Raw genomic sequence first — 22,201 nt, 5'->3', positions numbered from 1 at the left:
GCGGCGGGGCGTGTCGACCAGCATACGGGACGATTGCATCCAATTTCAAGCATTACTGCCACCATTTCGACCGATGCTCGCTATATTCCCGTACTATTGCATCCAGTCAGGAAGACGAGGGAGTCACGACATGGGATTGCCAGGACTGCGCGGTACCGAGCACATCGGCTTCACGGTGCCCGACCTCGATGAGGCGCATCGATTCTTCGTCGACGTGATCGGCTGCGAGTACGTCTACACGCTCGGCCCGTTCGCGCGCGACGACGACTGGATGACCGAGCACCTCAACGTGCATCCGCGCTCGGTGATGCGCGAGCTGCGGTTCTTCCGCTGCGGACACGGCCCGAACTTCGAGATCTTCCAGTGGGAGCCGGCCGACGGCCAGGCGGCTCAGCCGCGCAACAGCGACATCGGCGGCCATCACCTGGCGTTCTACGTCGACGACCTCGACGCCGCCGTGGCGTACCTGCGGGGGAACGGCGTGCGCGTCCTCGGCGAGCCCACCGCGAGCTCGAACGCGAGCGCCGGCCAGCGCTGGGTGTACTTCCTCACGCCCTGGGACATGCAGCTCGAGCTCGTGAGCTTTCCGAACGGCAAGGCGTACGAGCGCGACAGCGAGGTCGTACTCTGGCATCCGGCACGACCGGAGGAGTGAGCATGGCGAGTGCACCCGAACACGGGGCGGCGGCGGCGCATATCGCGGATCGCATCCGGGAGGCCATCATCAGCGGCGAATACGCACCGGGCACCCGGATCCGTCAGGAGGAGCTCGCGACCGAGGCGGGCGCCAGCCGCGTTCCCGTGCGGGAGGCCCTGCGAATGCTCGCGGCCGAGGGCCTCGTGACCCTCGTCGCCAACACCGGCGCGTGGGTCTCGTCGCTGAGCCTCAGCGAGTGCCAGGAGATCTACCGCGTGCGCGAGCGGGTCGAACCGTTGCTGCTGCGCATGAGCGCGCCGAACCTCGACGACGCGGAGCTCGATCGTCTGGACGGACTCGCTGCGGCCATGGCCGCGACCGACGACCCCGAGTTGTTCCTCACGCTCGATCGGGAGTTCCACCTCTCGACGTACGGAGGCGCCGAGACGGTCGTGCTGTCCGACCTCGTGCACCGCCTGTGGAACCGGACGCACTCGTACCGCCGCGTCTACACGGGGCTGATGGACGACCGTGCCCGCGAGACGGTGCACGACGAGCACCGGCTCATGGTCGCCGCGATGCGCGATCGCGACCTCGACTCGGCGGAGTCGCTGCTCACGAGCCACATCCGCCGCACGCGCCGCCAGCTCGCCGGCCACCCCGAGCTGTTCCTCGCGACGCCGCGGTGATGCGGCGGCGCGTCACCGCGAGCTGTGCATCGTGCCGCCGATCTCGGCGACGATGAGCGACTACCGGCGGGCGTCGGGGCGCATGGCCTTCATGGCCTCGAGCACGTCGACGGCCGAAGAGACCGAACGGGAGTCGGTCGGCTGCTCGTGGCCGAGGTCGGCGAGGCTCTGGTACGGCTGGTCGCGGCGGCCGATGACGAACCAGATCCCGCGGGCGGGCTCGTCGGTCTGGTTGATGTAGAGGTGCGGCCGATTGGCGTCGAAGCAGAAGGAGTCGCCGGGTTCCAGGTCGTAGGACTCGAAGTCGATGCGCAGCGTGAGCCTGCCCTCGATGATCACCCCGTACTCGAGCGCGGCGTGGCGCATGAGCTTGCCCTCGCGCGAGGAGGACCCGGAGGGCGGGTAGGTGACGATGAGCGGGTCCGCGATCGCGGAGTTGCCCACTGCCATGCGCTCCCAGGTGACCCCGTTCTCCATCTCGATGATGGGATTGTCCTCGCGGCGCTGCACCACCGAGTCGCTGAATCGGCCGACGCGGGGCTCGCCGCCCGCGCCACCGTTCGCCGCGCCGAGGCCGAGCGAGGCGGAGTCGGTGCCGGCGGTGCCCATGAGGCCGTCGAGCGAGATGCCCAGGTGGTTCACGAGCGCGTACAGCGTGCTCACCGACGGCTGCGTCTTGCCGGTCTCGACCTGGGAGAGCAGGCTCGCCGAGACCCCGACCGCTGAGGCCACGGCCCGAAGGCTCAGCTTGCGCGACTCCCGGACGCGGCGAAGTTCCGACCCGACATCCAGCTGCATCGCCGCCCCATCTCCGGAAGGTTTCCTGTTCAGCGGTCGACAGCTTCGCTGAACATTCGAATGTCTGCCATGCTACCTGACGCTTCCGAACGACAGCGAGGATTCGCTCGGATTCCTCACGATCTGACGCCCGGCAGCGCCTTCTCCTTTACTCCGCACGGTGTTAAGCATTACTGTACAGAGGGGTCAGCAGTAAAGCTGCGCCATACGCGACACAGGGAGATCAACGTGGACCTCGGAAACGGGCTGGGCCATCTCAGCTACTCGACGCTCGTGCACGCCGGCGACACCTGGGCGGACATGAACGCCAGCCTGCGCGAGTTCGTCCCGCTGGTGAAGGCCCGGGTCTCCCCCGACGCCCCGTTCGCCGTCTCCCTGCGGATGTCGGCGAGCACCGTCGAGACGCTGCGCGGGTCCGAGCGCGAGCGAGCCGACCTGATCTCCTTCCTTCGCGAGCACGACCTGTACCTCTACACGGTCAACGCCTTCCCGTACGGACCGTTCAAGGGCCGCGAGGTCATGGAGGACGTCTACGAGCCCGACTGGACCAGCGAGGCGCGCGTGGAGTACACGAACGCGATCGCCGACCTGCTCGCCGAGCTGGCCCCCGCGCACATCGACCCGAGCATCCAGACGTCGCCGCTGGCGTTCGCCCCGAACGTCACGGGCGCCGACTACGTCGCGCACTTCACGACGAATGCCCTGCGCGTCGCCGCGCACCTCTACGACCTCGAACGGCGCACCGGCCGTCGCGTCAAGCTCGCGCTCGAACCCGAGCCCGCCTGCTACCTCGAGACCACCGACGAGACCGTGGCGTTCTTCCGCGAGCGCATCCACTCCCCCGCCGGCGTCGCCGAGCTCGCGCGGATCGCGGGCATCCCGCTCTCCGAGGCCGAGGGCGCGGTGCGCCGGTACCTCGGCGTCGTGTTCGACATCGGGCACCAGACGGTCGGCTTCGAGGACATCACGACCTCGCTCGCCAAGCTCGTCGACGCCGGCATCCCGATCTTCAAGCTCCAGGAGGCGGCCGCCCTCTGGGTCGAGCGCCTCACGCCCGAGATGCTGCCGGAACTGCGCGTGTTCACCGACACGATCTACCTCAGCCAGTCGAGCCTGCGCGTCGACGGCGTCATCACGAAGTACCTGCACCTCGGCGACGCGCTCGACGCCTACGAGGCGAACCCGGTCGAGACCGAGCTGCGCACGCACTTCCACGTGCCGGTGTTCCTCTCGGAGATCGGTCCGTTCCGCACGACGCGGTTCGGCGTCGAGGCCGCACTGGCGATGCACCGCGAGCTGCCGCTCAGCGACCACCTCGAGATCGAGACGTACACCTGGGACGTGCTGCCCGCCGAGCTCAAGACGGGCGACATCGTGGACTACGTGACGCGTGAGCTCGAGTTCGTGCGCGACCTGGCGCAGGGCTGAGGCATCCGCTCGGCCGGGTGGCGATGCAGGCGACGAGCGGATGCCGCGGGGCGAACAGGGCGAAACGGATGCCCGGACGCGGCATCCGTTCGCCGGGTTCAGCCTGCGATGAGCGCCGCGACGTTGTCGGGGTGCGCGGCCAGTTCACCCGCCTCGATGCGGAGCGCCAGGTCGACGACCCGCTGGTTGCACGGCGCGCTGCCGCCGAGGCGTCGCTGCTCGTCGACGACGAGGCCGTTGATCTCGGCGACCTCGCTGCGGCGTCCCTTGAGCCAGTCCTGCAGCACCGTCGTGAGCGTCGTCGGCGTGGTGTAGTCCGTGAGCACCATGTCGAACAGGCGCTCGGCGTACTGCTCGGGGTCGACGATGTCGGCCTCGGTCAGCCCGAAGATCGGCATCACCCGGTTGCCGGCGGCGAGGCACGTGCGGATCGCCTCGTTGCCGGCCTCGACCATGAACTCGCGCATCCCGGGTACGCGTACGGCGTCGCCGAGCGGCAGGTTGAGGATCGCCGAGGGCACGAGCTCGGCGGCGTTCGCGACGAGCTTCATCCACTTCGACGAGCGGATGTCGCCGGAGACCTCGACCGTGCCGGCGGCGCGCAGCACCGACGCGGCCTCCTCCTCACGTCCGCGGGTCGCCGGGTGGATGCCCCCGATCGCGAACCACGACCTGACGTGCGGGCTCTGCCGCTCGACGACGCCGGGCTCGAACATGTTGGCGGAGATCTCGATGACCGCGCCGAGCGTCCGCTCGGCTCCCAGCACGTCGGCGATGTCGTCGAGCGTCATGCCGTTCTGCACGCCGATCGCCAGGCCGGTGGGCTTCAGGAGTGGCCTGATCAGCTCGCACGCCCATCGCGTGTCATAGGCCTTCACGAGCACGTACACGAGGTCGAACCGGTCTCTCAGCTCGGCGACCTCGCACAGGTGATGCACCCGCACGGGAGTTACCCGGGTCTCGTCGGGCAGCTCGACCCGGATGCCGTTGCGGCGCATCGCCTCGACGTGGGCGGGCCACTGCTCGATGAGGGTGACGTCGTGCCCGGCGCGGGTCAGGTCGGCGCCGATGCCGGCGCCGTTCGCGCCGGCACCGAGCACGGCGATCCGCGGTGAGCCCACGGGATCACGCCTTCTTCGTACGGCGGGCGCGGCGCGACCGGGCGAGCGAGTAGAGGATCGCCGCAGCCAGGATGAGGGTTCCCTGCAGGATGTACTGCCACATCTGGTCGAGGCCGAGGAACACCGTGGCGTTGAGCACCTGCACCAGCAGCAGCGCGCCGAGGATCGTGCCGACGAACGTGCCGCGTCCACCCAGCAGGCTCGTGCCGCCGAGGACCACCGCGGTGATGCTCGAGAGCGTGTAGGTGACCCCCTGGGAGGGGTCGCCGATGCCGAGCTGCGCCATCAGCATGATCGCGCCGCCGAAGGTCAGCACCGACGTCGCCACGTACCCGAGCACGACCGTGCGGTTGATGTTGACGCCGACCCGGCGCGCCGATTCCTCGTCGGATCCGGCAGCCCGCAGGTTCCAGCCCCAGCGGGACTTGCGCAGGGCGAACTCGAGCCCGATGGTGACCGCGACGAGCACGATGAACGCGGCCGGGATCGGTCCCAGCTTCGTGGTGATGAGTCGGGAGACGTCGCCGCTGATGTAGCCGCCGGGGCTGTCCCGCAGGAGGAAGGAGACGCCCTGGACCGCGATGTAGGTGGTCAGGGTCGCCGCGATCGCGGTGAACCGGCCGAAGCGGATCAGGGAACCGTTGATGAGACCGACGGCGATCGACACGGCGAGCATCGCGAGGAACCCGAGCACGAGCGAAGTGGCAGCGGACTCCTCGACGATGAAGAAGGATGCCACGACGACGAGCAGTCCGGCGAGCGGGCCCACCGAGAGATCGATGCCGCCCGTGAGGAGCGCGATCGTCTGGCCGAGGGCGATGAACCCCAGCGCCGAGACGAGCAGCAGCATCGACTGGATGTTGAAGTCGCCGAGGTACCGGTCGTTCGTCGAGAAGATGTACGCGCCGAGACCGACCATCACCGCGACGAGCAGCACCGCGGGTGCGTAGTCGCCCTGCATGAATCGGCGGAACCCGAGCGCGCGAGCGGTCGGGGGCCGGTCCTGCTCCCGGACGTCGTCGGTCGAGACCGTGCGGGTGGTCGAGCTGACGGCGGCGTGGATCATGCGCTCTTCGGTGATGGCGTCGCCACGGAGCGTGTCGACGACGTGCCCGCGCGACATCACGATGACGGTGTCGCACAGCCCCTCGAGCTCCTTCGCGTCGGACGACGCGATGATGACGGGAACCCCCGACGCCGACACCTCGCGCAGGATGCCGTAGATCTCGGCGCGCGCGCCGACGTCGACGCCCTGGGTCGGCTCGTCGGCGAGCACGAGGATCGGCTCCGAGAGCAGCGCGCGGGCGACCATGACCTTCTGCTGGTTGCCGCCCGAGAGCGAGGACACCGCGGCATCCATCGACGCCGCTTTGACCGAGAGGGAACCCAGGGTGTCGCCCACCATCGCGAGCTCGCGCTTGCGGTTCATGAGCACGCGCTGCTTGAAGCGGCGCAGCGCCGAGACGGCGGCGTTCTCGCGTACCGAGAGCCGCATCATCAGGCCCTCGGAATGGCGGTCGGCGGGCAGGTAGGCGGCCCGGGCGAGCAGCTCCTTGCTCGAGAGGCTGCTCACGCCGACCGTGGCCGTTCCCTCGAACGGCTCGAGCCCCGCGAGGGCGCGCAGCAGGTCGCTCTGGCCGTTGCCGACCACGCCGGAGACGCCCACGATCTCGCCGGGTCGCGCCTGCACCGAGACGTTCGTGAAGCCGCGGCCCGTGAGGCCGGAGATCACGAGATTGGGCTGCTCGTCGGCGCCCGCCACGTGCTTGGGCGGGAAGGTCGAGTCGAGCTGGCGACCGACGATGAGCGCCAGCAGGTCGTGGTCGGAGATCTCGCTCACGACGGCCGTGGCGCGCAGCTTGCCGTCGCGCAGCACGGTGACGCGGTCGGCCAGCTCACGCACCTCGGCGAGCCGATGGGTGATGTAGACCACCGAGGTGCCGTCGGCGACGGCTCGGCGCACGAGGGCGAAGAGCAGATCGACCGACTCCTGGCCGAGGGGCGCGGTGGGCTCGTCGAGCACGAGCAGGGCCGGGTCGACCGCGAGCGCCTTCGCGATCTCGAGGAGGTGCTTCTGCGCGACCGAGAGCTGCTCGACGCGGTCGCGGAGGTGCACGCGCAGGCCGACGCGGGCGAGGAGGGCGCTCGCGGTGTCCTCGACGGAGACGCCCTTGGGGAACACCGTCGAGGGGAGGGCGACGAGCAGGTTCTCGAGCACGGTCATGTCGGGGAGGACCGCGGGATGCTGGTGCACGATCGCGATGCCGCGTCGGGCGGCTTCGCGCGGGTTGAGGTCGTCCGCCGGCTCGCCGCGCACCGTCATCGCGCCCGCATCGGGACGGAGGGTGCCCGTCGCGATGTTCATCAGGGTGGACTTGCCTGCGCCGTTCTCGCCGAGCAGGGCGTGGACCTCGCCCGGCAGCACCTCGAGCGAGACGTCGGTGAGTGCGGCGACGCCGGCGAAGCTCTTGGAGATGCCGGTCATGGACAGCGTGGCGACAGTGGCCGGCGCGGTGGTCTGGATGTTCACGGAGAGACCCTCAATCGGTGCTGACGTGGTCGGGGTCCCGGCCCCCGGTCCGAGGCATCGCCTGCGGATCGGGGACCGGGACTCGAGGTGTTACTTGAGCAGGGCTGCCTGGTCCTCGGCGCTCATCTCGGCCGACAGGTAGATGTCGCCCGGGAGGTCGGACCGGCACTGCACCGGGTTCGGCGTCCCGCTGACCGAGTCCTCGAACACCGGGGCCTCGAAGGCCGTGGCCTCGGGGATGACGCCGCCGGTGGCGCGGGCGACCGCGTGCTGCACGGCGAGCCGGACGTTGTCGTTGCCCGTCGCGACGGTCATCAGCTTGAAGTCCGGGTTCGCGTCCTTGTTGTCCTCGAAGAAGCAACCGAGGACGTTGCCGTCGGACGTCACGAGCGCGGGGATCGACCGGCCGCTCTTCTGGAACTCGGGAAGCGCGCCCACGAGCGACGGCCCGAAGTCCGAGACGATGACGTCGATCTTGTCGTACTTCGCGATCGCCGCGGTCAGGACCTGCTGCGTGGTCGCCGGGTCCCAGTTCGTGACCTCGAACGGCTGCTCGCCCAGGTACACGTACGACGGGTCGGTCAGGACCGACTCGAAGCCCTTGCGCTCGTCCTCGCCCTGGCTGTTGCCGGCCGGGCCGGAGAGGAACAGGATGTTCGCCCCGTCGGGGAAGTTCGTCTTGATCCAGTTGCCCCAAGCGACGCCGTCGGCGACGAAGTCGGCACCGACCCAGATGTCGTAGTCCTTGCCGTCCTCACCGCCGGGGTTGACCCGGTAGGGAACGGTGATGACACCCGCGTCGTGCGCGCTGCGCAGTGCGGGGAGCATCGCCTCGCCGGCATCCGGGAAGACCACCATGGCGTCGACGCCCTTGGCGACCATGCCCTGGATGTCCGAGATGGCCTTCTGGGTGTCGCCCTGGCCGTCGGCGTAGAGGTAGTCGGTGATGCTCGGGCACTTCGCGACCTCGTCGGCGCCGGCCGCGGTGGTGACGAGGCGCCAGCTGTTGCCGCCGAAGCCGTCGAGCAGGCCGAGGGTCGCCTCGTTGGGACCGCACCAGTCCGGTGCGCCCTCGACGCTCCCGGTCTTCGCCGGCGCGTCTCCGGAGCCCGTGGAACAGCCCGAGAGGACCATCGCCGCGAGTCCGGCGGCGACTGCCGCCGACGCGAGTGTGCTGTGTCGAATCATTTCTCTTCCTCCATGTGTGGGCGACCGCTCTGTCGCACGCTTCTCGGTGCCCTCCTCGTGCGAGGAGGCGTTCAGGGGTTGGGTTGGTCGGGGGTTGGGGTTGGTCGGGGGTTGACCGGGTCGCGGTTGACCGGGTCGGGGTTCGGGGGTCAGGAACCGGCAGGAACGGCCTGCGAGCGACGGCCGGTGAACCGCTGTCGCACGGCCTTCCAGTTCACGGTGTAGATGGCCACACCGATCGCGAGGGCGGCCGCCTGAACCAGGGTTCGCACGGCGAAGGGCACCCCGAGCGCGAGCACGAACTGGTCGAGCTGGCTGAGGAACAGCGCGGCGACCACCGTCGCGCCGGGGTATCCGCGGCCGCCCAGGAGCGACGTTCCGCCCAGGACGACGACGGCGACCGAGGGCAGCAGGTACTCGTTGCCCTGGAAGGCGGTGGGCTGCAGGGTGATGCCCGCGAGCAGCATCCCGGCGATGGCGTAGAGCAGCTGCGCCCAGACGTAGGCGAGTCCGCGATGCGTGCGCACACGGAGCCCGGTCGCGCGAGCCGCCGCAGGGCTCGCGCCGCTGGCCTCGAACCGGCGGCCGGCCACGGTCTTGCGCACCACCACGGTCACGATCACGAGGATGACGAGGGCGAAGTAGACGGAGTTCGGGATGCCGAAGGTCAGGCGTCCGGCCACGTGGGACAGGAGGTCGGTGACCGTGCGCGGGATCCCCTTGGAGATGGCGAGCACGGCGCCGAAGAAGAGTGCGTTGGTGCCGAGGGTCGCGATGATCGCGTTGAGACCGAGGCGCCCGATCATGAAGCCGTTGAGCGCCCCGGCGATGACCGCGAAGAGCAGGGACGTCAGCACCGCGGGAAGGAGGCGGGCGTCGTCGCCGTTGGGCTGGTGGCTGATGACGACGATCGCCAGCGAGACCGCGCCCGGGACCGACAGGTCGATGCCGCCCTGCTGCACGACGAGCATCTGGCCGAGGCCGACGATCGCGAGCACGGCCGCGAACGGGAGCATGCCGAGCACGGCGCCCTGGGAGACGCTGCTCGGGGCGACGAGGGCGCTGAGTGCGAAGAGCACGATCGTGGAGATGGCGACGGTCAGCAGGCCCTTGGAGACGCTGAAGCGCGCGCTGTCGAGGGCCTTCGGTGTCGTGGCGTCAGCCATGCTTTCCCCTTTGAAAGAGCCGTGGTACTTCGTTCCGTCTTAGCGGACGAGGTGTTGAGTGACACTTTATGGAATCTCCGCGATGTTCACAAGCCGCCAAGGTAACGATTGTGCGATGCGCTCGTCCGGATCGCGGTCGAGCGCCGTGCCGCAACTCGGAGAATCGGGCGGAATCCGGCGGGATCGCACCGAATCCGCGGCGTGCTGCGCGTGACGCCGGGAACCCAGCCTGCCGGAAGCCGAGGGGATGCGGTAGCGTTTATCCCAACTGAACATCGTCGTTCGAAAGGCAGCTTCTCGTGAACACTTCACCCACACGACGTGCACTCGTCGTCGGCTCGACCGGCATCGCCGGCCAGACGGTCTCGCGTCAGCTCGTCGACGCCGGATGGGACGTGTACGGTCTCAACCGGCGCGGCGGCCGGCAGGTCGATGGCGTCACCTCGGTGCAGGCCGACCTGCTCGACGCGGATGCCACCGCGGCCGCCCTTGCGGGCATCGCACCCGAGATCGTGATCATCACCGCGTGGATCCGCAAGGAGACCGAGGCGCAGAACATCGCCGTGAACAGCGCGACGCTGCGCAACGTGTTCGCGGCGCTCGAGCCCGACGGCGGCGTGCGCCACGTCGCACTGCTCACCGGCCTCAAGCACTACCTGGGCCCGTTCGAGGACTACGCGACGGGCGTCAAGGCGGAGACGCCGTTCCACGAGGACGAGCCGCGCCTGCCGAGCCCGAACTTCTACTATGCGCAGGAGGACGAGCTGTTCGCCGCGGCCCAGCGGATGGGGTTCACCTGGAGCGTGCACCGCTCGCACACCGTCTTCGGCTTCGCGGTCGACAACGCGATGAACATGGTGCTCACGCTGTCGGTGTACGCGAACATCTGCAAGGAGCTCGGGCGCACGTTCACGTTCCCCGGCTCGGTCGAGCAGTGGAACTTCGTCACCGACGTCACCGACTCCGACCTGCTCGGCGAGCAGCTCGTGTGGGCGTCCACGCATCCCGAGGGTCGCAACGAGGCATTCAACATCGCGAACGGAGACCTCTTCCGCTGGCGCTGGCTGTGGCCGCAGATCGCCGAGTACTTCGGCGTCGACTGGGCCGGCCCGACCGGGGAACCGCAGACGCTCGAATCCTCGATGCCGGCGGTCGCCCCGGCCACGTGGGCGAGGATCGCCGAGCGCGAGGGCCTCGCAGAGCACGACGTCAGCAAGCTCGCGTCGTGGTGGCACAGCGACAGCGATCTCGGCCGCGAGGTCGAGTGCTTCACCGACATGACCAAGAGCAAGGAGGCCGGGTTCCTGAACTTCCGCTCGACGCCGAAGAGCTTCTTCGACAAGGTCGAACGCTACCGCGCCGCCAGGCTCCTCCCGTAGGAGACCCGTCACGAGGAGGGGGCGGATGCGAATCGCACCCGCCCCCTCCTCGCGTCGTCGGTGCGGTCGCGAGGATGTCGCCGCGGCGTCAGAGCGAGGCGTCGAACCGGATGTGGGCCTTGATGGTGCTCGCCGGATGGCGCGCCGCGTCGATGGCCTGCGTCGCCTCGTCCACCGAGAACTCCTGGGTGACGAGGGAGGACAGGTCGATCCCCGTCTGCGCCATGAACCGCAGCGTCTCGGGCCACACACCGGGTGAGCCGATCGAGCCCGTGATCGTGAGCTCCTTCGACTGGATGAGGCCGAGCTTCGCAGGCGCCTCGCGCCCCACGTCGATGCCGATGTAGCCGATGCGCGCCTTGAAGGCGGCGATCTCGAGCGCCGAGGCCATGACCTCGGGGCGGCCGGTCGCCTCGATCACGACGTCGGCACCGCGCCCACCGGTCTCGGCCTCCAGCACGGCCGCCAGCTCGTCGGGCGCGACGGCGCGATGGGCGCCGAGCGCGAGCGCCTTCTCGCGACGATGCTCGCTCGGCTCCACGACGATCGTCCTGGCGCCGAGCGCGACGGATCCCGCCGTGACGGCGAGACCGATCGGGCCGGCACCGAGCACGACGAGCGTGTCGGACGCATTCACGTTGCCGACGCGCATCAGCGCGTAGTAGGCGACGCTGAACGGCTCGACGAGGGCGCCATTGGTGTACGACACCTCGTCAGGCAGCCGGTGCAGCCACGAGTCCTTCGCGACGAAGAACTCGGCTGCGGCGCCGCTGATCGAGAAGCCGAAGTGGTCCTCGCCGATGACGCACTCGCCGACCACCCGGTCGCCCGCGGCGAAGCGCGTGACCTTCGATCCGACGGCCACGACCTCGCCCGACCACTCGTGGCCCGGGATCAGCGGGTAGTGGAACGGGATGATGTAGCGGCCCTCGAGCAGCTCGATGTCCGAGTGGCAGACCCCCACGGAGCGCGCGGCGACGAGCACCTCGTCGTCGGCGATCTCGGGGATCGGGAGCTCGTCGACCTGCGGGGTGTCGGCCGCGACGAAACGCAACGCCTTCATGTGATGTCTCCTTCGACGGGATGGATGACGACCGGGCAGGTGCCTCAGTACGCGCGGACGAGCACCTTCACCTGGTCGCCCGTGGGCGAGAGCAGGGTCTCGAAGCCCTTCTCGACGATGTCGGCCATGTCGATGCGGGCGCTGACGACCTTCTCGACGTCCATGCGGCCGCGACCGATGAGGTCGATGATGCGCGGCCAGTCGGTGACCGGGTAGCACCAGGTGCCCCGCAGGGTGATGTCGCGCTCCGAGAGCACCATGGGATCGATCGCAGCGGGCCGCGTGTGGAGGCCGGTCTGCGAGATGTTGCCGGCCGCGCGCACGGAGGCGAGGGCGGTCTGCAGCGCGATCTCGTTGCCGGAGCACTCGATGACCGCGTCGACGCCGATGCCGCCCGTGCGATCGCGGAGCTCGGCGGCCACGTCGGTCGAGCGGGGATCGAGCAAGGTGCCGACGTCGAGCGAGCGAGCGAGCTCCTGGCGCTTCGGGTTGACCTCGGACATGTAGACGTTGGCGCCGATCGAGGCCGCATACAGCGACGCGAGCGCGCCGATCGGGCCGAGGCCCGTGATGAGCACGTTGTCGCCGGGGCGGACCTCCGCCTTGTCGACGCCGTACGCCGCGACCGCGGTGGGCTCGACGAGGGCGCCCTGGATGTCGCTCATGGAGTCGGGCAGCTTCGCCACCTTCGACTCGGGCACCACGGCCTCCTCGGCGATGCCGCCCCACTGGTCGCTGAGGCCCACGCAGGCCATCGATGCGCAGAGGTGGTTGAGGCCGCGCCGGCAGAAATAGCAGGCGCCGCAGAAGAGCAGCGGCATGACCGAGACCCGGTCGCCGACCCGCACCGAGGTCACCTCCGTGCCGATCTCGAGCACCTCGCCCGAGAACTCGTGGCCGAGGATCTGCGGGGCCGTCGAGCCGTTGAGGGGGTGCGGGGTGGTGGGGATCACGATCGGACCGACCGCGTACTCGTGCAGGTCGGTGCCGCAGATACCGCACCAGTAGGGCTTGAGCCGGACCTCGTTCGGGCCGACCGAGGTCGGCGCTGCGACCTCCTCGACGCGGATGTCCTTGGCATCGTGGAACACGGCGGCCTTCATCTGCGGAGGCTTCCTTTCAGTGATCGCCCCGGTGATCCGGGAGCGGGCGGGAGCGGATCGGGCTCTCAGCGGTGCGAGAGCGTTCGGGTGGGGTCGAAGAGCACCTTGCCGCGGATCTCGCCGGCCGCGAGGCGAGCCAGCTGGGCCGGCACCTCCTCGAGCCCGTGCACGGACTCCACGAGTTCGGCCCCGAGATTCGTGCGAGCAAGGATATCGAGCGCGGGGGCGAGGTCGTCCGAGCAGACGTGCGCCAGGGTGCTCTCGATGGTGACCTCGTTCATGACGAGCCGGTGCACGTCGAGCTCCTGGCGCTCCGCGGGCAGGCCGACCTGCAGGATGGTCCCGCCGGGTCGTACGATCCGCAGCGCGGCGTCGAGCTGGCCCGGTGCGCCGGTCGCCTCGATGACGACGTCGGCCCCGGCGGCGCCGAGCACCTCGCGCAGGTCGTCGGCGACGCGGTCGGTGACGGGCACCGTGCGCGCCGCTCCGAGCCGCAGCGCGCGCTCGAGCCGCTCGCCGGCGAAGTCGACGACCGTGACGTCGGCATCGGCGATCGAGACGAGCCCGGCGAGGATGAACGTGCCGATCGCGCCGGCGCCGAAGAGCACCACCCGGTCGCCGTCGACGACCCGCGACCGGCGTGCGGCGTGCAGTCCGACGGCGAGCGGCTGCGCGACGCCGGCGTGGTCGAGCTCGCATCCGTCGGGGATCGCGACGAGGGTCGACACCTCGACGGCGACGTACTCGGCGAGGCCGCCGTCGATGTTGAGGCCGTACGTCGCGTACCGCTCGCAGAGGTTCGTGCGTCCCTGCAGGCAGCGTCGGCAGCGCCCGCACGAGACGCCGGCGCCGGATGCCACGTGGCTGCCGACCGCGAGCCCATCGACGGGTCCGCCGGGCAGGTCGACGATCTCGCCGACGAACTCGTGTCCGATGACGAGCGGACCGACGTGGCCGCTGTGGGGGTGCGGCCGGTCGATCGGGAAGATGATCGGCCCCGACTTCCACTCCGTCGCATCCGTGCCGCAGATGCCGCTGCGCAGCACCTTCACCAGCGCCTGGCCGCCGGATGCGACGGGGACCGGACGCGTCTCGACCCGGACGTCGCCGCGGCCGTGGTAGACCGCTGCGGCCATGGTGCCCGTGATCGCCGACATCCGATCAGCCCGCGATCTCGCCACGACCCGCGCGGGTGTTGAGGTGCGACTGGGAGTTGCGCTCGAGGCCCAGCGGACCGCCGACGGCGAAGTACCGCTGGCCCGCGACGAGCAGGTCCTCGGCGGGGAACTTGGTGATGACCTCGCACCCGGTGGCGGTCACGACGAGCTCCTCCTCGATGCGCGCGGCGCCGATGCCGTCGGCCGACGGCCAGTACGTCTCGAGCGCGAACACCATGCCCTCCTCGAGCACCTCGGGGTGGTCGAGCGACACGAGGCGCGAGAAGATCGGCTTCTCCCAGATCGAGAGGCCCACGCCGTGTCCGTACTGCAGGGCGAACGCGGCCTCCTCGTCGGGGAACCCGAACTCCTGCGCGGTCGGCCACACCGAGACGATGTCGGCCGTGGTCGCACCCGGCTTCACGAGGGCGATCGCGCGGTCCATGTACTCCCGGGCGATGCGATACGCGTCGCGTTGCGCCGAGCTCGCCGAGCCGACCGCGAAGGTGCGGTAGTAGCACGTGCGGTAGCCCTGGTGGCTGTGCAGGATGTCGAAGAAGGCCGGGTCGCCCGGGCGGATGAGGCGGTCCGAGAAGACGTGCGGATGCGGCGAGCAGCGCTCCCCCGAGATGGCGTTCACGCCCTCGACGTACTCGGATCCGAGGTCGTAGAGCACCTTGGAGACGAGGCCCACCGCCTCGTTCTCGCGCACGCCCGGGCGGAGGAAGGTGTAGAGCTCCTCGTAGGCGGCATCCACCATCGAGGCCGCCTGGGTGAGCAGGGCGATCTCGTCGCCGGTCTTGATGCGACGCGCGTTCAGGAACACCTGCTGGCCGTCGACGACGGTGATGCCCGCCTGCTGCAGGGCGAAGAGCACGGGGAGCTCGACCAGGTCGACGCCGAGCGGCTCGTTCAGCAGGCCGAACTTCTCGAGCTCGCGCTTGATCTTGGCGGCCACGCCCTCGGCGATGCCGGCGTCGGGGCTGAACGCGCCGCGCAGGGTCGAGATCCCGGCGCGCGCGCCGGACTCGAGCCGCGGGCGCGTCGCGCCGTGATGGGGCGCGTGCGGGTCGGCGTCGGCCTCGGAGTGGGTCACGTCGAGCCACGGGTTGTAGAGCTTGTGGTGCTTGGCCGCCGAGCCGAAGTCCCACACGATGGGATCGCTGTGGCGGGTGATGAGGGCGAAGCGGATGAGCTTGTCCATCGCCCAGGTGCCGATGTGCGTCGCCGACATGTAGCGGATGTTCGAGAAGTCGAATGCGAGCAGCGCACCGAGGTCCGAGCGTTCGAGCTCGGCGCGCAGGCGGGCGAGGCGCTCCGTGCGCAGCCGGTCGTGGCTGATGCGCATCTCCCAGTCGACGGCGTTGGTGCCGAACGTGGCGGTGGTCATGGCAGGTCCTTCGTGTCGTGGTGGTCGGTGCGGGGCGGCGCGATCAGACGAGGATCATGCCGCCCTCGATGGGGATGACCTGGCCGGTGATGTAGTCGGAGTCGGCCGCTGCCAGGAAGATCGCGGTGGGCACGATGTCCTCGGGGTCCGCCGGACGACCGAGCAGGATCGAGGCCGACATCGAGTCGAAGCCGTTCTGCCCCTCGCCGATCGCCGCGAGCTCGCGATCGAGCTTCGTCCAGAGCGGCGTCGCGACGACCCCGGGGGCGAACGCGTTGACGGTGATGCCGTGCTCGGCGAGCGCGCGGGCGCCCGACTGCGTGAACGAGATGACGGCCGCCTTCGCGGCGCTGTACGGGGCGAAGCTCGAGAAGCCGGTGCGCCCCGCGATCGACGCGGTGTTGACGACCTTGCCGCCGCCGCCCTGCTCGAGGAACTGTCTGGCGGCTTCCTGGGTGCCCATCAGCACGCCGAGCGCGTTCACCCGCATGATGAGCTCGAAGTTCGCCTCGTCGATCTCGAGGAACTTCATCGGGGAGTTCATCCCCGCATTGTTGAAGTACGCGTCGAGGCGCCCGTGGCGCTCGACCGCGTGGACGATTCCGGCCTGCACGCTCGCGCGATCGGAGACGTCGACGCGCACGGCTGACGCGACCCCGCCGGTCGAGGTGAGTTCGGCGGCGAGCGCTTCGCCCGCCTGGAGGTTGAGGTCGGCGATGACGACGTTCGCGCCCTCTCGCGCGAAGCCGGTGCAGATCGCCGCGCCGATCCCGGACGCGCCACCGGTGACGATGATCGTCCTGCCCGCGAGTCGAGCCGTCATAGGAGCTCCTTTGCTTCCCTGTGCGTCAGTGAGGTTCGCACCCGATGGGGTGTTCACTGTAAGTAAACATAGACCGGGTTGGTTTCCAAATCAAGTGAACGCCACCGCATGACGGAACGAGCTCGCGGATTGCGGTGGGATATCGGTCGACGCCCGTAATTACTGGGCTTCGGCGTCGAATCAGGCGTCGCTGAAGAGGAGAGGAGCCCGTCGTCGACTTGACTGTGGACGAACGACGGTGTTTAGTGTGGCGACAGGTGCAGGAGTCCGTCGCCTCGCGCGCGGGGCATCCGGCGCCGGCGACCGGGCCGGACACGAAGGAGTGGCAGATGGCGTTCAACGTGCAGGGAGTGCACCACATCGGGCTCACCGTGCGAGACATGCAGCGCTCGTTCGAGTGGTACCGCCGTATGTTCGGCTTCGAGCCGGGACCGGTGAACCACGCGCACGGCCCCGACCTCGAGCGGGGTGTACAGGTGCCGGGCGCCGACCTGTCGTTCTCGATGATCGTGGTGGGCAACACCCGCATCGAGTTCCTCGAGTACCACGAGCCCGAGGGCGAGGACTGGGACCGCACGAACGGCGACGTGGGCTCGGCCCACATCTGCCTCGAGGTCGACGACATGGCTGCGGCCTTCGCCGACCTCGAATCCCGCGGCGCGGTGTTCAACGGACCTCCGGTCACCCTGACCGACGGCGAGCTGGCGGGATCGCAATGGGCCTACCTGCGCGACCCCGACGGCATCCAACTCGAGATCTGGCAGTATCCGAAGCGGTGAGGCATCCCCTCGCCACCGAACCCGGCAGCGGCATCGCCGTCACGCCCAGGAAGGCAGCATGAACCGGATCGGATTCCTCGGACTCGGCAATATGGGGTCGGCGATGGTCGCGCGACTCATCGAGACCGGGCACGACGTGCTCGTCTGGAATCGCTCGACGGAGGCTGCCGCTCCGCTGGTCGCCCTGGGGGCCACGCGGGCCGCCACCGCCGCCGAGGCGCTGGCGGCCCCGCTCTCGTTCTCGATGTTCGCCAACGACGCGGCGGCGGAGGCGGTGCTGAGTCCCAGTAACCTCGGGCAGGGTGGCCATCGCGTGCACGTGAACATGGCGTCGATCAGCCCAGGTGCCGCCGACCGGCTCGAGCAGCTGTTCGCCGATGCGGGGCTGGGCTACGTCTCGGCGCCGGTGCTCGGCCGGCCCAACGTCGCCGCGAGCGGCGGCCTCAACATCCTCGTCGCCGGCGCGCCCGACCACGTGCGGCGCGCGGAACCGGTGCTCGGCGACCTGTCGGTGCGGATCTGGCCGTTCGGCGATCGACCCCGCCGCGCGAACGTGGTCAAGATCTCGGTCAACTACACGATCCTCAACGCCCTCGAGGCGCTCGGCGAATCGATCACCCTCGTCGAGTCCCACGACGTCGATGCGGTCGGCTTCGCGGAACTGCTCGCCGGCACGCTCTTCGGCGGCGTCGTCTACAGCGGCTACGGCTCGATGATCGCCGAGCGCCGCTACTCCCCCGCCGGGTTCTCGATGGCCAACGGCCTGAAGGACCTCGGACTCGCGGAGACCGTCGCCGCCGAGGGCGGAGTGGCGCTGCCCAACGCGCCCGTGCTGCGCGAGCACTTCGAGACCGCACTGGCGGACCCCGGACTCGCGGAGCTCGACTGGGCGGCGGTCGCCGAGGTCACCCGCCGGCCGTCAGCGGCGCAACCTCCCCGCGGCTGACGTGAGGCGGTCGACGCGGAACATCGGGTCCTCGGCCGCCACGCGCTCGAACTCCGCCAGTGGCGCGTTCCAGCGCACGGTCATGTGCGGGCGCGCACCGAGCGCGAAGAGCAGGTAGCGACGCAGGATCGGGGCCCGATCGGCCACCGGCACCTCCGTCAGCACCACCTCCTCGCGGTGCCGGCGGATGAGCGCGGCGCGTCCCCCGGCTGCGCGCACGTTGCGCACCCAGCCCACGTCGGGGCCGAGCATCGACACGACGAAGCGGATGCCGCGCCGCCGCACCATCACGAGAGGCACGCGCCGGGGCTCGCCGCTCGTGCGCCCGCGCGTCTCGAGCACGACCGCGAACGGGGCGAGCCCTCGCTCGATCACCCGCATGAAGCGGCGCTGGATGCCCAGCGCCTCCTCGTTCGGACGGCCTCCGGCGTACCGCTGCCGGGCCCGATCGGTGAAGTTCACGCCGCGGCTCCCGGCGTGATCACCACCGGCTCGGCACTCGCCCAGTCGCGCACGAGGTCCTCGCGCACGGTCACGCCCGTGCCCGCGGCATCCGGAACCCTGATCTGCCCGCGGTGCTCGCCCGTGCCGAGCACGAACGGCTCGGTGAGGTCCTCGGCGAAGTAGCGGTCGGAGGCGGAGGTGTCGCCCGGCAGCACGAAGCCCGGCAGGGCCGCGAGCGCCACGTTCGCCGCGCGGCCGATGCCCGTCTCGAGCATGCCGCCGCACCAGACCGGCACGTCGAGGGCGCGGCACGCGTCGTGCACGCGCAGCGCCTCGAGGTACCCGCCCATGCGGCCGGGCTTGATGTTCACGATGCTCGTGGCGCGGCGCTCGATCGCGTCGACCGCGGTCGTGACGTCGAGGATCGACTCGTCGAGGCACACGGGCGTCTCGCACGCCTCGGCGAGGCGCACGTGCGTGGCGAGGTCCTCCTCGGCGAACGGCTGCTCGATGAGCAGCAGGCCGAACGCGTCGAGGCTCGCCAGCAGCGGGATGTCGTCGGCCGTGTACGCCGTGTTCGCGTCGACCTGGAGCAGTCCGTCGCGGCCGATCAGTTCGCGCACCGCGGCCACCGGCACGAGGTCCCACCCCGGCTTGATCTTCAGCTTGATGCGGCGGTAGCCCTGCTCGAGGTAGCCCGTGACCTCGTCGAGCAGCTCCTCGAGGGTCGGGGCGATGCCCACCGAGACGCCGCAGTCGACCCAGTCGCGCACGGCGCCGAAGCACTCCCCCATCGAACGCCCCTGCGCGCGCAGCTCCGCGTCGAGCACGGCCGCCTCGAGCGCGCCCTTCGCCATGCGGTGGCCGGCGACGAAGGCGAGGGCCGGGGCGACGGATGCCGCGAGCGGCACCCTCGCGATCGACGCCGCCGCGCTGCGCGCCGTGGGCATGCCCGTGGCATCCGCGTGCTGCTCGCGATCGTCGACCCAGATCCCGGCCGACCGCGCGGGGTCCTCGATGAGCACGCCGCTCACGTGCCCGTCATCGGCTGGCCCCCCAACCGGCCCGCGGAACAGCGCCGGACCCAGGTACCGCTCGATGACCGCCGCGGCCTGGTCGACGTACTCGGACGAGTAGAACGGATCGCGGCCGGCGACGCACTCGGCCCAGCCGTCGCCCGCGTCGGTGCGCACGTGCACGAGCAGCACCTCGCGAGCGGTCTCGCGACCGAACGACGTCTCGAAGGGCCGCACGAGCGGTACCTCGAGGCGGTGCAGCTCGATCGCCTCGATGCGCGTGGCGGTGCGGTTCGCGTCGGTCATGATGCCTCCGGGTGACTCGTCGTCTGCGGCCAGTCTCGCAGCGCGCAGGCGAGCGGGGAATGCCCGTCCACGTCATCCGTTCAGGACGCCTGCGTCGAGGCGCGGCGCGTCACCGGCCGACACGCCGCGCCAGGACACCACCCTTCCTGAATCAGTGGCAGAGCCCCAGCGCTCGGTCGATGGGCGGGCCAGGACGGACGGATGCCGCGGCGCGGCACGGCACGGCACGGCGGAGCTCGACCCCCGGCGGGCTGCGACCCGTCGTCAGAATGCGGACGGGCGCCCGTCGACGCGACGCAGCCGCATCGCATCGGCGACCGTGCGTGCGACGGCCGCCTCGACGAGAGGCCAGTCGGCGAGCACCTGCGTTGCAGCGGCGCGGACGACCGGCATTCCGAAGGCCTGCCCGACGAGTGTGCGCTCGCGATCGGAGACGAAGCTGGCGCGCGTCGAGTGGTGCAGCCAGCCGTCGACCTCGAAGAGCACGCAGCCCTCGATCACGCCGTCGAACCGGCCGAACTGCCCGAACCGGAACTGGGGGTCGACGCGATACCCCGCGGCGATCAGCCGTCGCACGAACAGCGATTCCACGCCGGACTCGAGACGGTCGCAGAGCTCATCGACGACGAGGCCCGACCTCGCCGGGGCGGCCGCGACGATCCGCTCGACGTCGCGGCGTCGCAGAACCCGTTCGGCTATGACGGAGTCGATCGCCGCCTGCGCGTGCTCGGGCGGCAGACACCTCGTCGCTTCGGCGAGTGCGGTCGTCGGCGACACGATCCAGTCGAGCGCGGCGGCCGGATCGACCTCCTGACGCCAGTGCACGGCCGGGACGAGGTGCGGATCCGCGACCCTGATGCTCCGACGCATCCGTTGCGGCGTCCTCGGATGCCACACCGGCGTGCCGCCTGCGGCCTCGACCGGCTCGCGGTCGAGTCGTGCCGCATTCCTCGGAACGTGGACATGCAGCTCGACCGGCTCGCGGTTGAGTCGAGCCGCATTCCTCGGAACGTGGACATGCATCCGCGCCTCGGTGCCCGACCAGACGCCCAAGCGCTCGAGGGCCGAGGCGCACCCGAGCCTCCCGTGCAGTGTCACGGCACGGCACTGTTCGGAGTCGGCCCGCCACGACGCATACCAGCCCGGGCGCAGACGCCGCACGATGCCGTCACGCACGGCGTCGCGAAGGCGTCGGTCGGCTATCCCGGCTGCGCGCAGCGTGGCGATGGTCGCGACCTCGCCGAACGCGGCAAGGACAGAGGAGATCTCGGTCATCACGCTGACGCTCGCAGGCAGCGCCAGCAGCGCCCGCCGGAGACCCGAACCCGGGCACGGATGCCGCAGCCCGGACCCTGTGGAGGACGAAACACCCCTGACACCACCACGCGCACTCGCGCGCCGAAGCTCGTTCAGGAACGGCCGGCCGGGTGTCGGCGTGTGGCACTGCGACACGCCGACACCGTCGAGTTCGTTCCTGAATGGCGGCCCGAGCGTGTTGGTCGGCACCCCGTGGGACCGTGGTCAGGGCTCCCGGTCGGGGTCGTCGGCGGTGAAGACGTAGTCGCCCCCGGCGTCGAGCTCGGGGCGGAGGCGGCCGTCGGCGAGCAGGGCGAACGCCTCGCGCGAGACCGCGCGCAGGCGCGCCGCGGCGTCGGGATCGCTGCGGCGCACGTGCTCGAAGTCGGCGACGAGCGGGAGCCCGCCCGCGGCGCGCCACTCGGGCTGGGGCTCGCCTGCGAGCGCGCGGCGCGTGCGCGGCGAGCCGAGTCGCCAGCGCACCTCGAAGCGGTCGCTGCGGTCGCCCGCCGAGATCGTGTCGCGGAGCTCGCCGTAGAAGTCGGGGCGATAGGCGATCACCTCGGCGCCGAGACGCACGAGGTTCATGCGGGCGTTGCGGCGGATGAGCGGATCGTACGTCCAGCGGATCTCGTCGACGCCGTGCTCGAGGCAGATCGCCCGCTGACGCAGCTTCAGGGCGACGCCGATGCCGCGCCCCCGGGCGGCGGGATCGACCGCGTTCATGTGCGAGTGCACGTGCAGCCCGCCCGCCCAGCCCAGGAAACCGAGGGTGGCGCCGAGCGACGGCGCGGCGGGGTCGGATGCCGCGGCGTCCGACCGGTCCGCGGCGTCCGCCCGCCTCGCGGCATCCGCCCGGTCCGCGGTATCCGCCCGCCCCGCCGCGTCCGCCCGCCCGGACGCATCCGCCCGCCCCGCACCATCCATGCGCCCCGCGGCGTC

General features: G+C 70.4%; 20 protein-coding genes. 6 read left to right on the top strand and 14 right to left on the bottom strand.

Features of this window, described 5'->3' with window-relative positions:
- Positions 1–130 precede the first annotated feature (130 nt).
- Positions 131–655: a VOC family protein gene (locus EDM22_RS15540; RefSeq protein WP_122937996.1), complete on the top strand. Its 525-nt coding sequence runs from the start codon at positions 131–133 to the stop codon at positions 653–655.
- Positions 656–657: 2 nt separating this feature from the next.
- Positions 658–1,326, top strand: coding sequence for a GntR family transcriptional regulator (locus EDM22_RS15535; RefSeq protein WP_122937995.1), 669 nt, complete (start codon positions 658–660; stop codon positions 1,324–1,326).
- Positions 1,327–1,386: 60 nt separating this feature from the next.
- On the opposite strand, the gene EDM22_RS15530 is transcribed toward EDM22_RS15535, so the two are convergent.
- Complete coding sequence (locus EDM22_RS15530; RefSeq protein ID WP_122937994.1) at positions 1,387–2,124, bottom strand: cupin domain-containing protein; 738 nt, start codon at positions 2,122–2,124, stop codon at positions 1,387–1,389.
- 228 nt (positions 2,125–2,352) lie between these two features.
- On the opposite strand from EDM22_RS15530, the gene eboE reads away from it, so the two are divergent.
- Positions 2,353–3,552 carry a metabolite traffic protein EboE gene (gene eboE / locus EDM22_RS15525; RefSeq protein WP_122937993.1) on the top strand — a complete coding sequence of 400 codons (1,200 nt, stop codon included), beginning with the start codon at positions 2,353–2,355 and terminating at the stop codon, positions 3,550–3,552.
- A 98-nt stretch (positions 3,553–3,650) separates the two neighbouring features.
- On the opposite strand, the gene EDM22_RS15520 is transcribed toward eboE, so the two are convergent.
- The 4 genes from EDM22_RS15520 to EDM22_RS15505 all read right to left on the bottom strand — a co-directional run bounded on the left by EDM22_RS15520 (position 3,651) and on the right by EDM22_RS15505 (position 9,557).
- Positions 3,651–4,673, bottom strand: a complete 1,023-nt coding sequence (locus tag EDM22_RS15520; protein ID WP_122937992.1) for a ketopantoate reductase family protein — start codon at positions 4,671–4,673, stop codon at positions 3,651–3,653.
- A gap of 4 nt (positions 4,674–4,677) precedes the next feature.
- Positions 4,678–7,203, bottom strand: coding sequence for an ATP-binding cassette domain-containing protein (locus EDM22_RS15515; RefSeq protein WP_245989444.1), 2,526 nt, complete (start codon positions 7,201–7,203; stop codon positions 4,678–4,680).
- A 90-nt stretch (positions 7,204–7,293) separates the two neighbouring features.
- On the bottom strand, positions 7,294–8,391 hold the full coding sequence (locus tag EDM22_RS15510; RefSeq protein ID WP_122937991.1) for a substrate-binding domain-containing protein: 1,098 nt from the start codon (positions 8,389–8,391) through the stop codon (positions 7,294–7,296).
- A gap of 149 nt (positions 8,392–8,540) precedes the next feature.
- Positions 8,541–9,557 carry an ABC transporter permease gene (locus tag EDM22_RS15505; RefSeq protein ID WP_122937990.1) on the bottom strand — a complete coding sequence of 339 codons (1,017 nt, stop codon included), beginning with the start codon at positions 9,555–9,557 and terminating at the stop codon, positions 8,541–8,543.
- A 299-nt stretch (positions 9,558–9,856) separates the two neighbouring features.
- On the opposite strand from EDM22_RS15505, the gene EDM22_RS15500 reads away from it, so the two are divergent.
- Complete coding sequence (locus EDM22_RS15500) at positions 9,857–10,936, top strand: SDR family oxidoreductase (protein WP_122937989.1); 1,080 nt, start codon at positions 9,857–9,859, stop codon at positions 10,934–10,936.
- Positions 10,937–11,024: 88 nt separating this feature from the next.
- On the opposite strand, the gene EDM22_RS15495 is transcribed toward EDM22_RS15500, so the two are convergent.
- The 5 genes from EDM22_RS15495 to EDM22_RS15475 form a co-directional block, all read right to left on the bottom strand.
- Positions 11,025–11,999: a zinc-dependent alcohol dehydrogenase gene (locus tag EDM22_RS15495; protein WP_122937988.1), complete on the bottom strand. Its 975-nt coding sequence runs from the start codon at positions 11,997–11,999 to the stop codon at positions 11,025–11,027.
- Between the two features lie 44 nt (positions 12,000–12,043).
- Positions 12,044–13,102 carry a 2,3-butanediol dehydrogenase gene (locus EDM22_RS15490; RefSeq protein ID WP_122937987.1) on the bottom strand — a complete coding sequence of 353 codons (1,059 nt, stop codon included), beginning with the start codon at positions 13,100–13,102 and terminating at the stop codon, positions 12,044–12,046.
- Between the two features lie 65 nt (positions 13,103–13,167).
- Entirely contained in the window at positions 13,168–14,259 is a 1,092-nt protein-coding gene (locus tag EDM22_RS15485; protein ID WP_245989443.1) for a zinc-dependent alcohol dehydrogenase, read from the bottom strand.
- Between the two features lie 4 nt (positions 14,260–14,263).
- Entirely contained in the window at positions 14,264–15,649 is a 1,386-nt protein-coding gene (locus EDM22_RS15480) for a M24 family metallopeptidase (protein ID WP_122937986.1), read from the bottom strand.
- A gap of 43 nt (positions 15,650–15,692) precedes the next feature.
- Positions 15,693–16,472, bottom strand: a complete 780-nt coding sequence (locus EDM22_RS15475; protein ID WP_122937985.1) for an SDR family NAD(P)-dependent oxidoreductase — start codon at positions 16,470–16,472, stop codon at positions 15,693–15,695.
- A 329-nt stretch (positions 16,473–16,801) separates the two neighbouring features.
- Here EDM22_RS15475 and EDM22_RS15470 point away from each other — a divergent pair, with 329 nt between their 5' ends.
- Positions 16,802–17,251, top strand: a complete 450-nt coding sequence (locus EDM22_RS15470; protein WP_138708106.1) for a VOC family protein — start codon at positions 16,802–16,804, stop codon at positions 17,249–17,251.
- A gap of 58 nt (positions 17,252–17,309) precedes the next feature.
- Entirely contained in the window at positions 17,310–18,197 is an 888-nt protein-coding gene (locus EDM22_RS15465; protein ID WP_122937983.1) for an NAD(P)-dependent oxidoreductase, read from the top strand.
- On the opposite strand, the gene EDM22_RS15460 is transcribed toward EDM22_RS15465, so the two are convergent.
- The 4 genes from EDM22_RS15460 to EDM22_RS19675 form a co-directional block, all read right to left on the bottom strand.
- Entirely contained in the window at positions 18,171–18,659 is a 489-nt protein-coding gene (locus tag EDM22_RS15460; RefSeq protein WP_212591969.1) for a nitroreductase/quinone reductase family protein, read from the bottom strand. The genes EDM22_RS15465 and EDM22_RS15460 overlap by 27 nt on opposite strands.
- A complete protein-coding gene (gene menC, locus EDM22_RS15455) occupies positions 18,656–19,963 on the bottom strand; it encodes an o-succinylbenzoate synthase (RefSeq protein WP_245989442.1) in 1,308 nt (435 codons plus the stop codon). The genes EDM22_RS15460 and menC overlap by 4 nt, the downstream gene beginning before the upstream one ends.
- 264 nt (positions 19,964–20,227) lie before the next feature.
- Positions 20,228–21,238: a type IV toxin-antitoxin system AbiEi family antitoxin domain-containing protein gene (locus EDM22_RS15450; RefSeq protein WP_122937982.1), complete on the bottom strand. Its 1,011-nt coding sequence runs from the start codon at positions 21,236–21,238 to the stop codon at positions 20,228–20,230.
- Positions 21,239–21,484: 246 nt separating this feature from the next.
- Positions 21,485–22,201: hypothetical protein (locus EDM22_RS19675; RefSeq protein WP_212591968.1), on the bottom strand; the 717-nt coding region annotated here is incomplete at its 5' end.

It is taken from the genome of Agromyces tardus, from assembly GCF_003710805.1.
Classification (GTDB): domain Bacteria; phylum Actinomycetota; class Actinomycetes; order Actinomycetales; family Microbacteriaceae; genus Agromyces; species Agromyces tardus.
The sequence above is the reverse complement of the archived record's forward strand: the minus strand, read 5'-3'. Positions and strand labels throughout refer to the sequence as shown.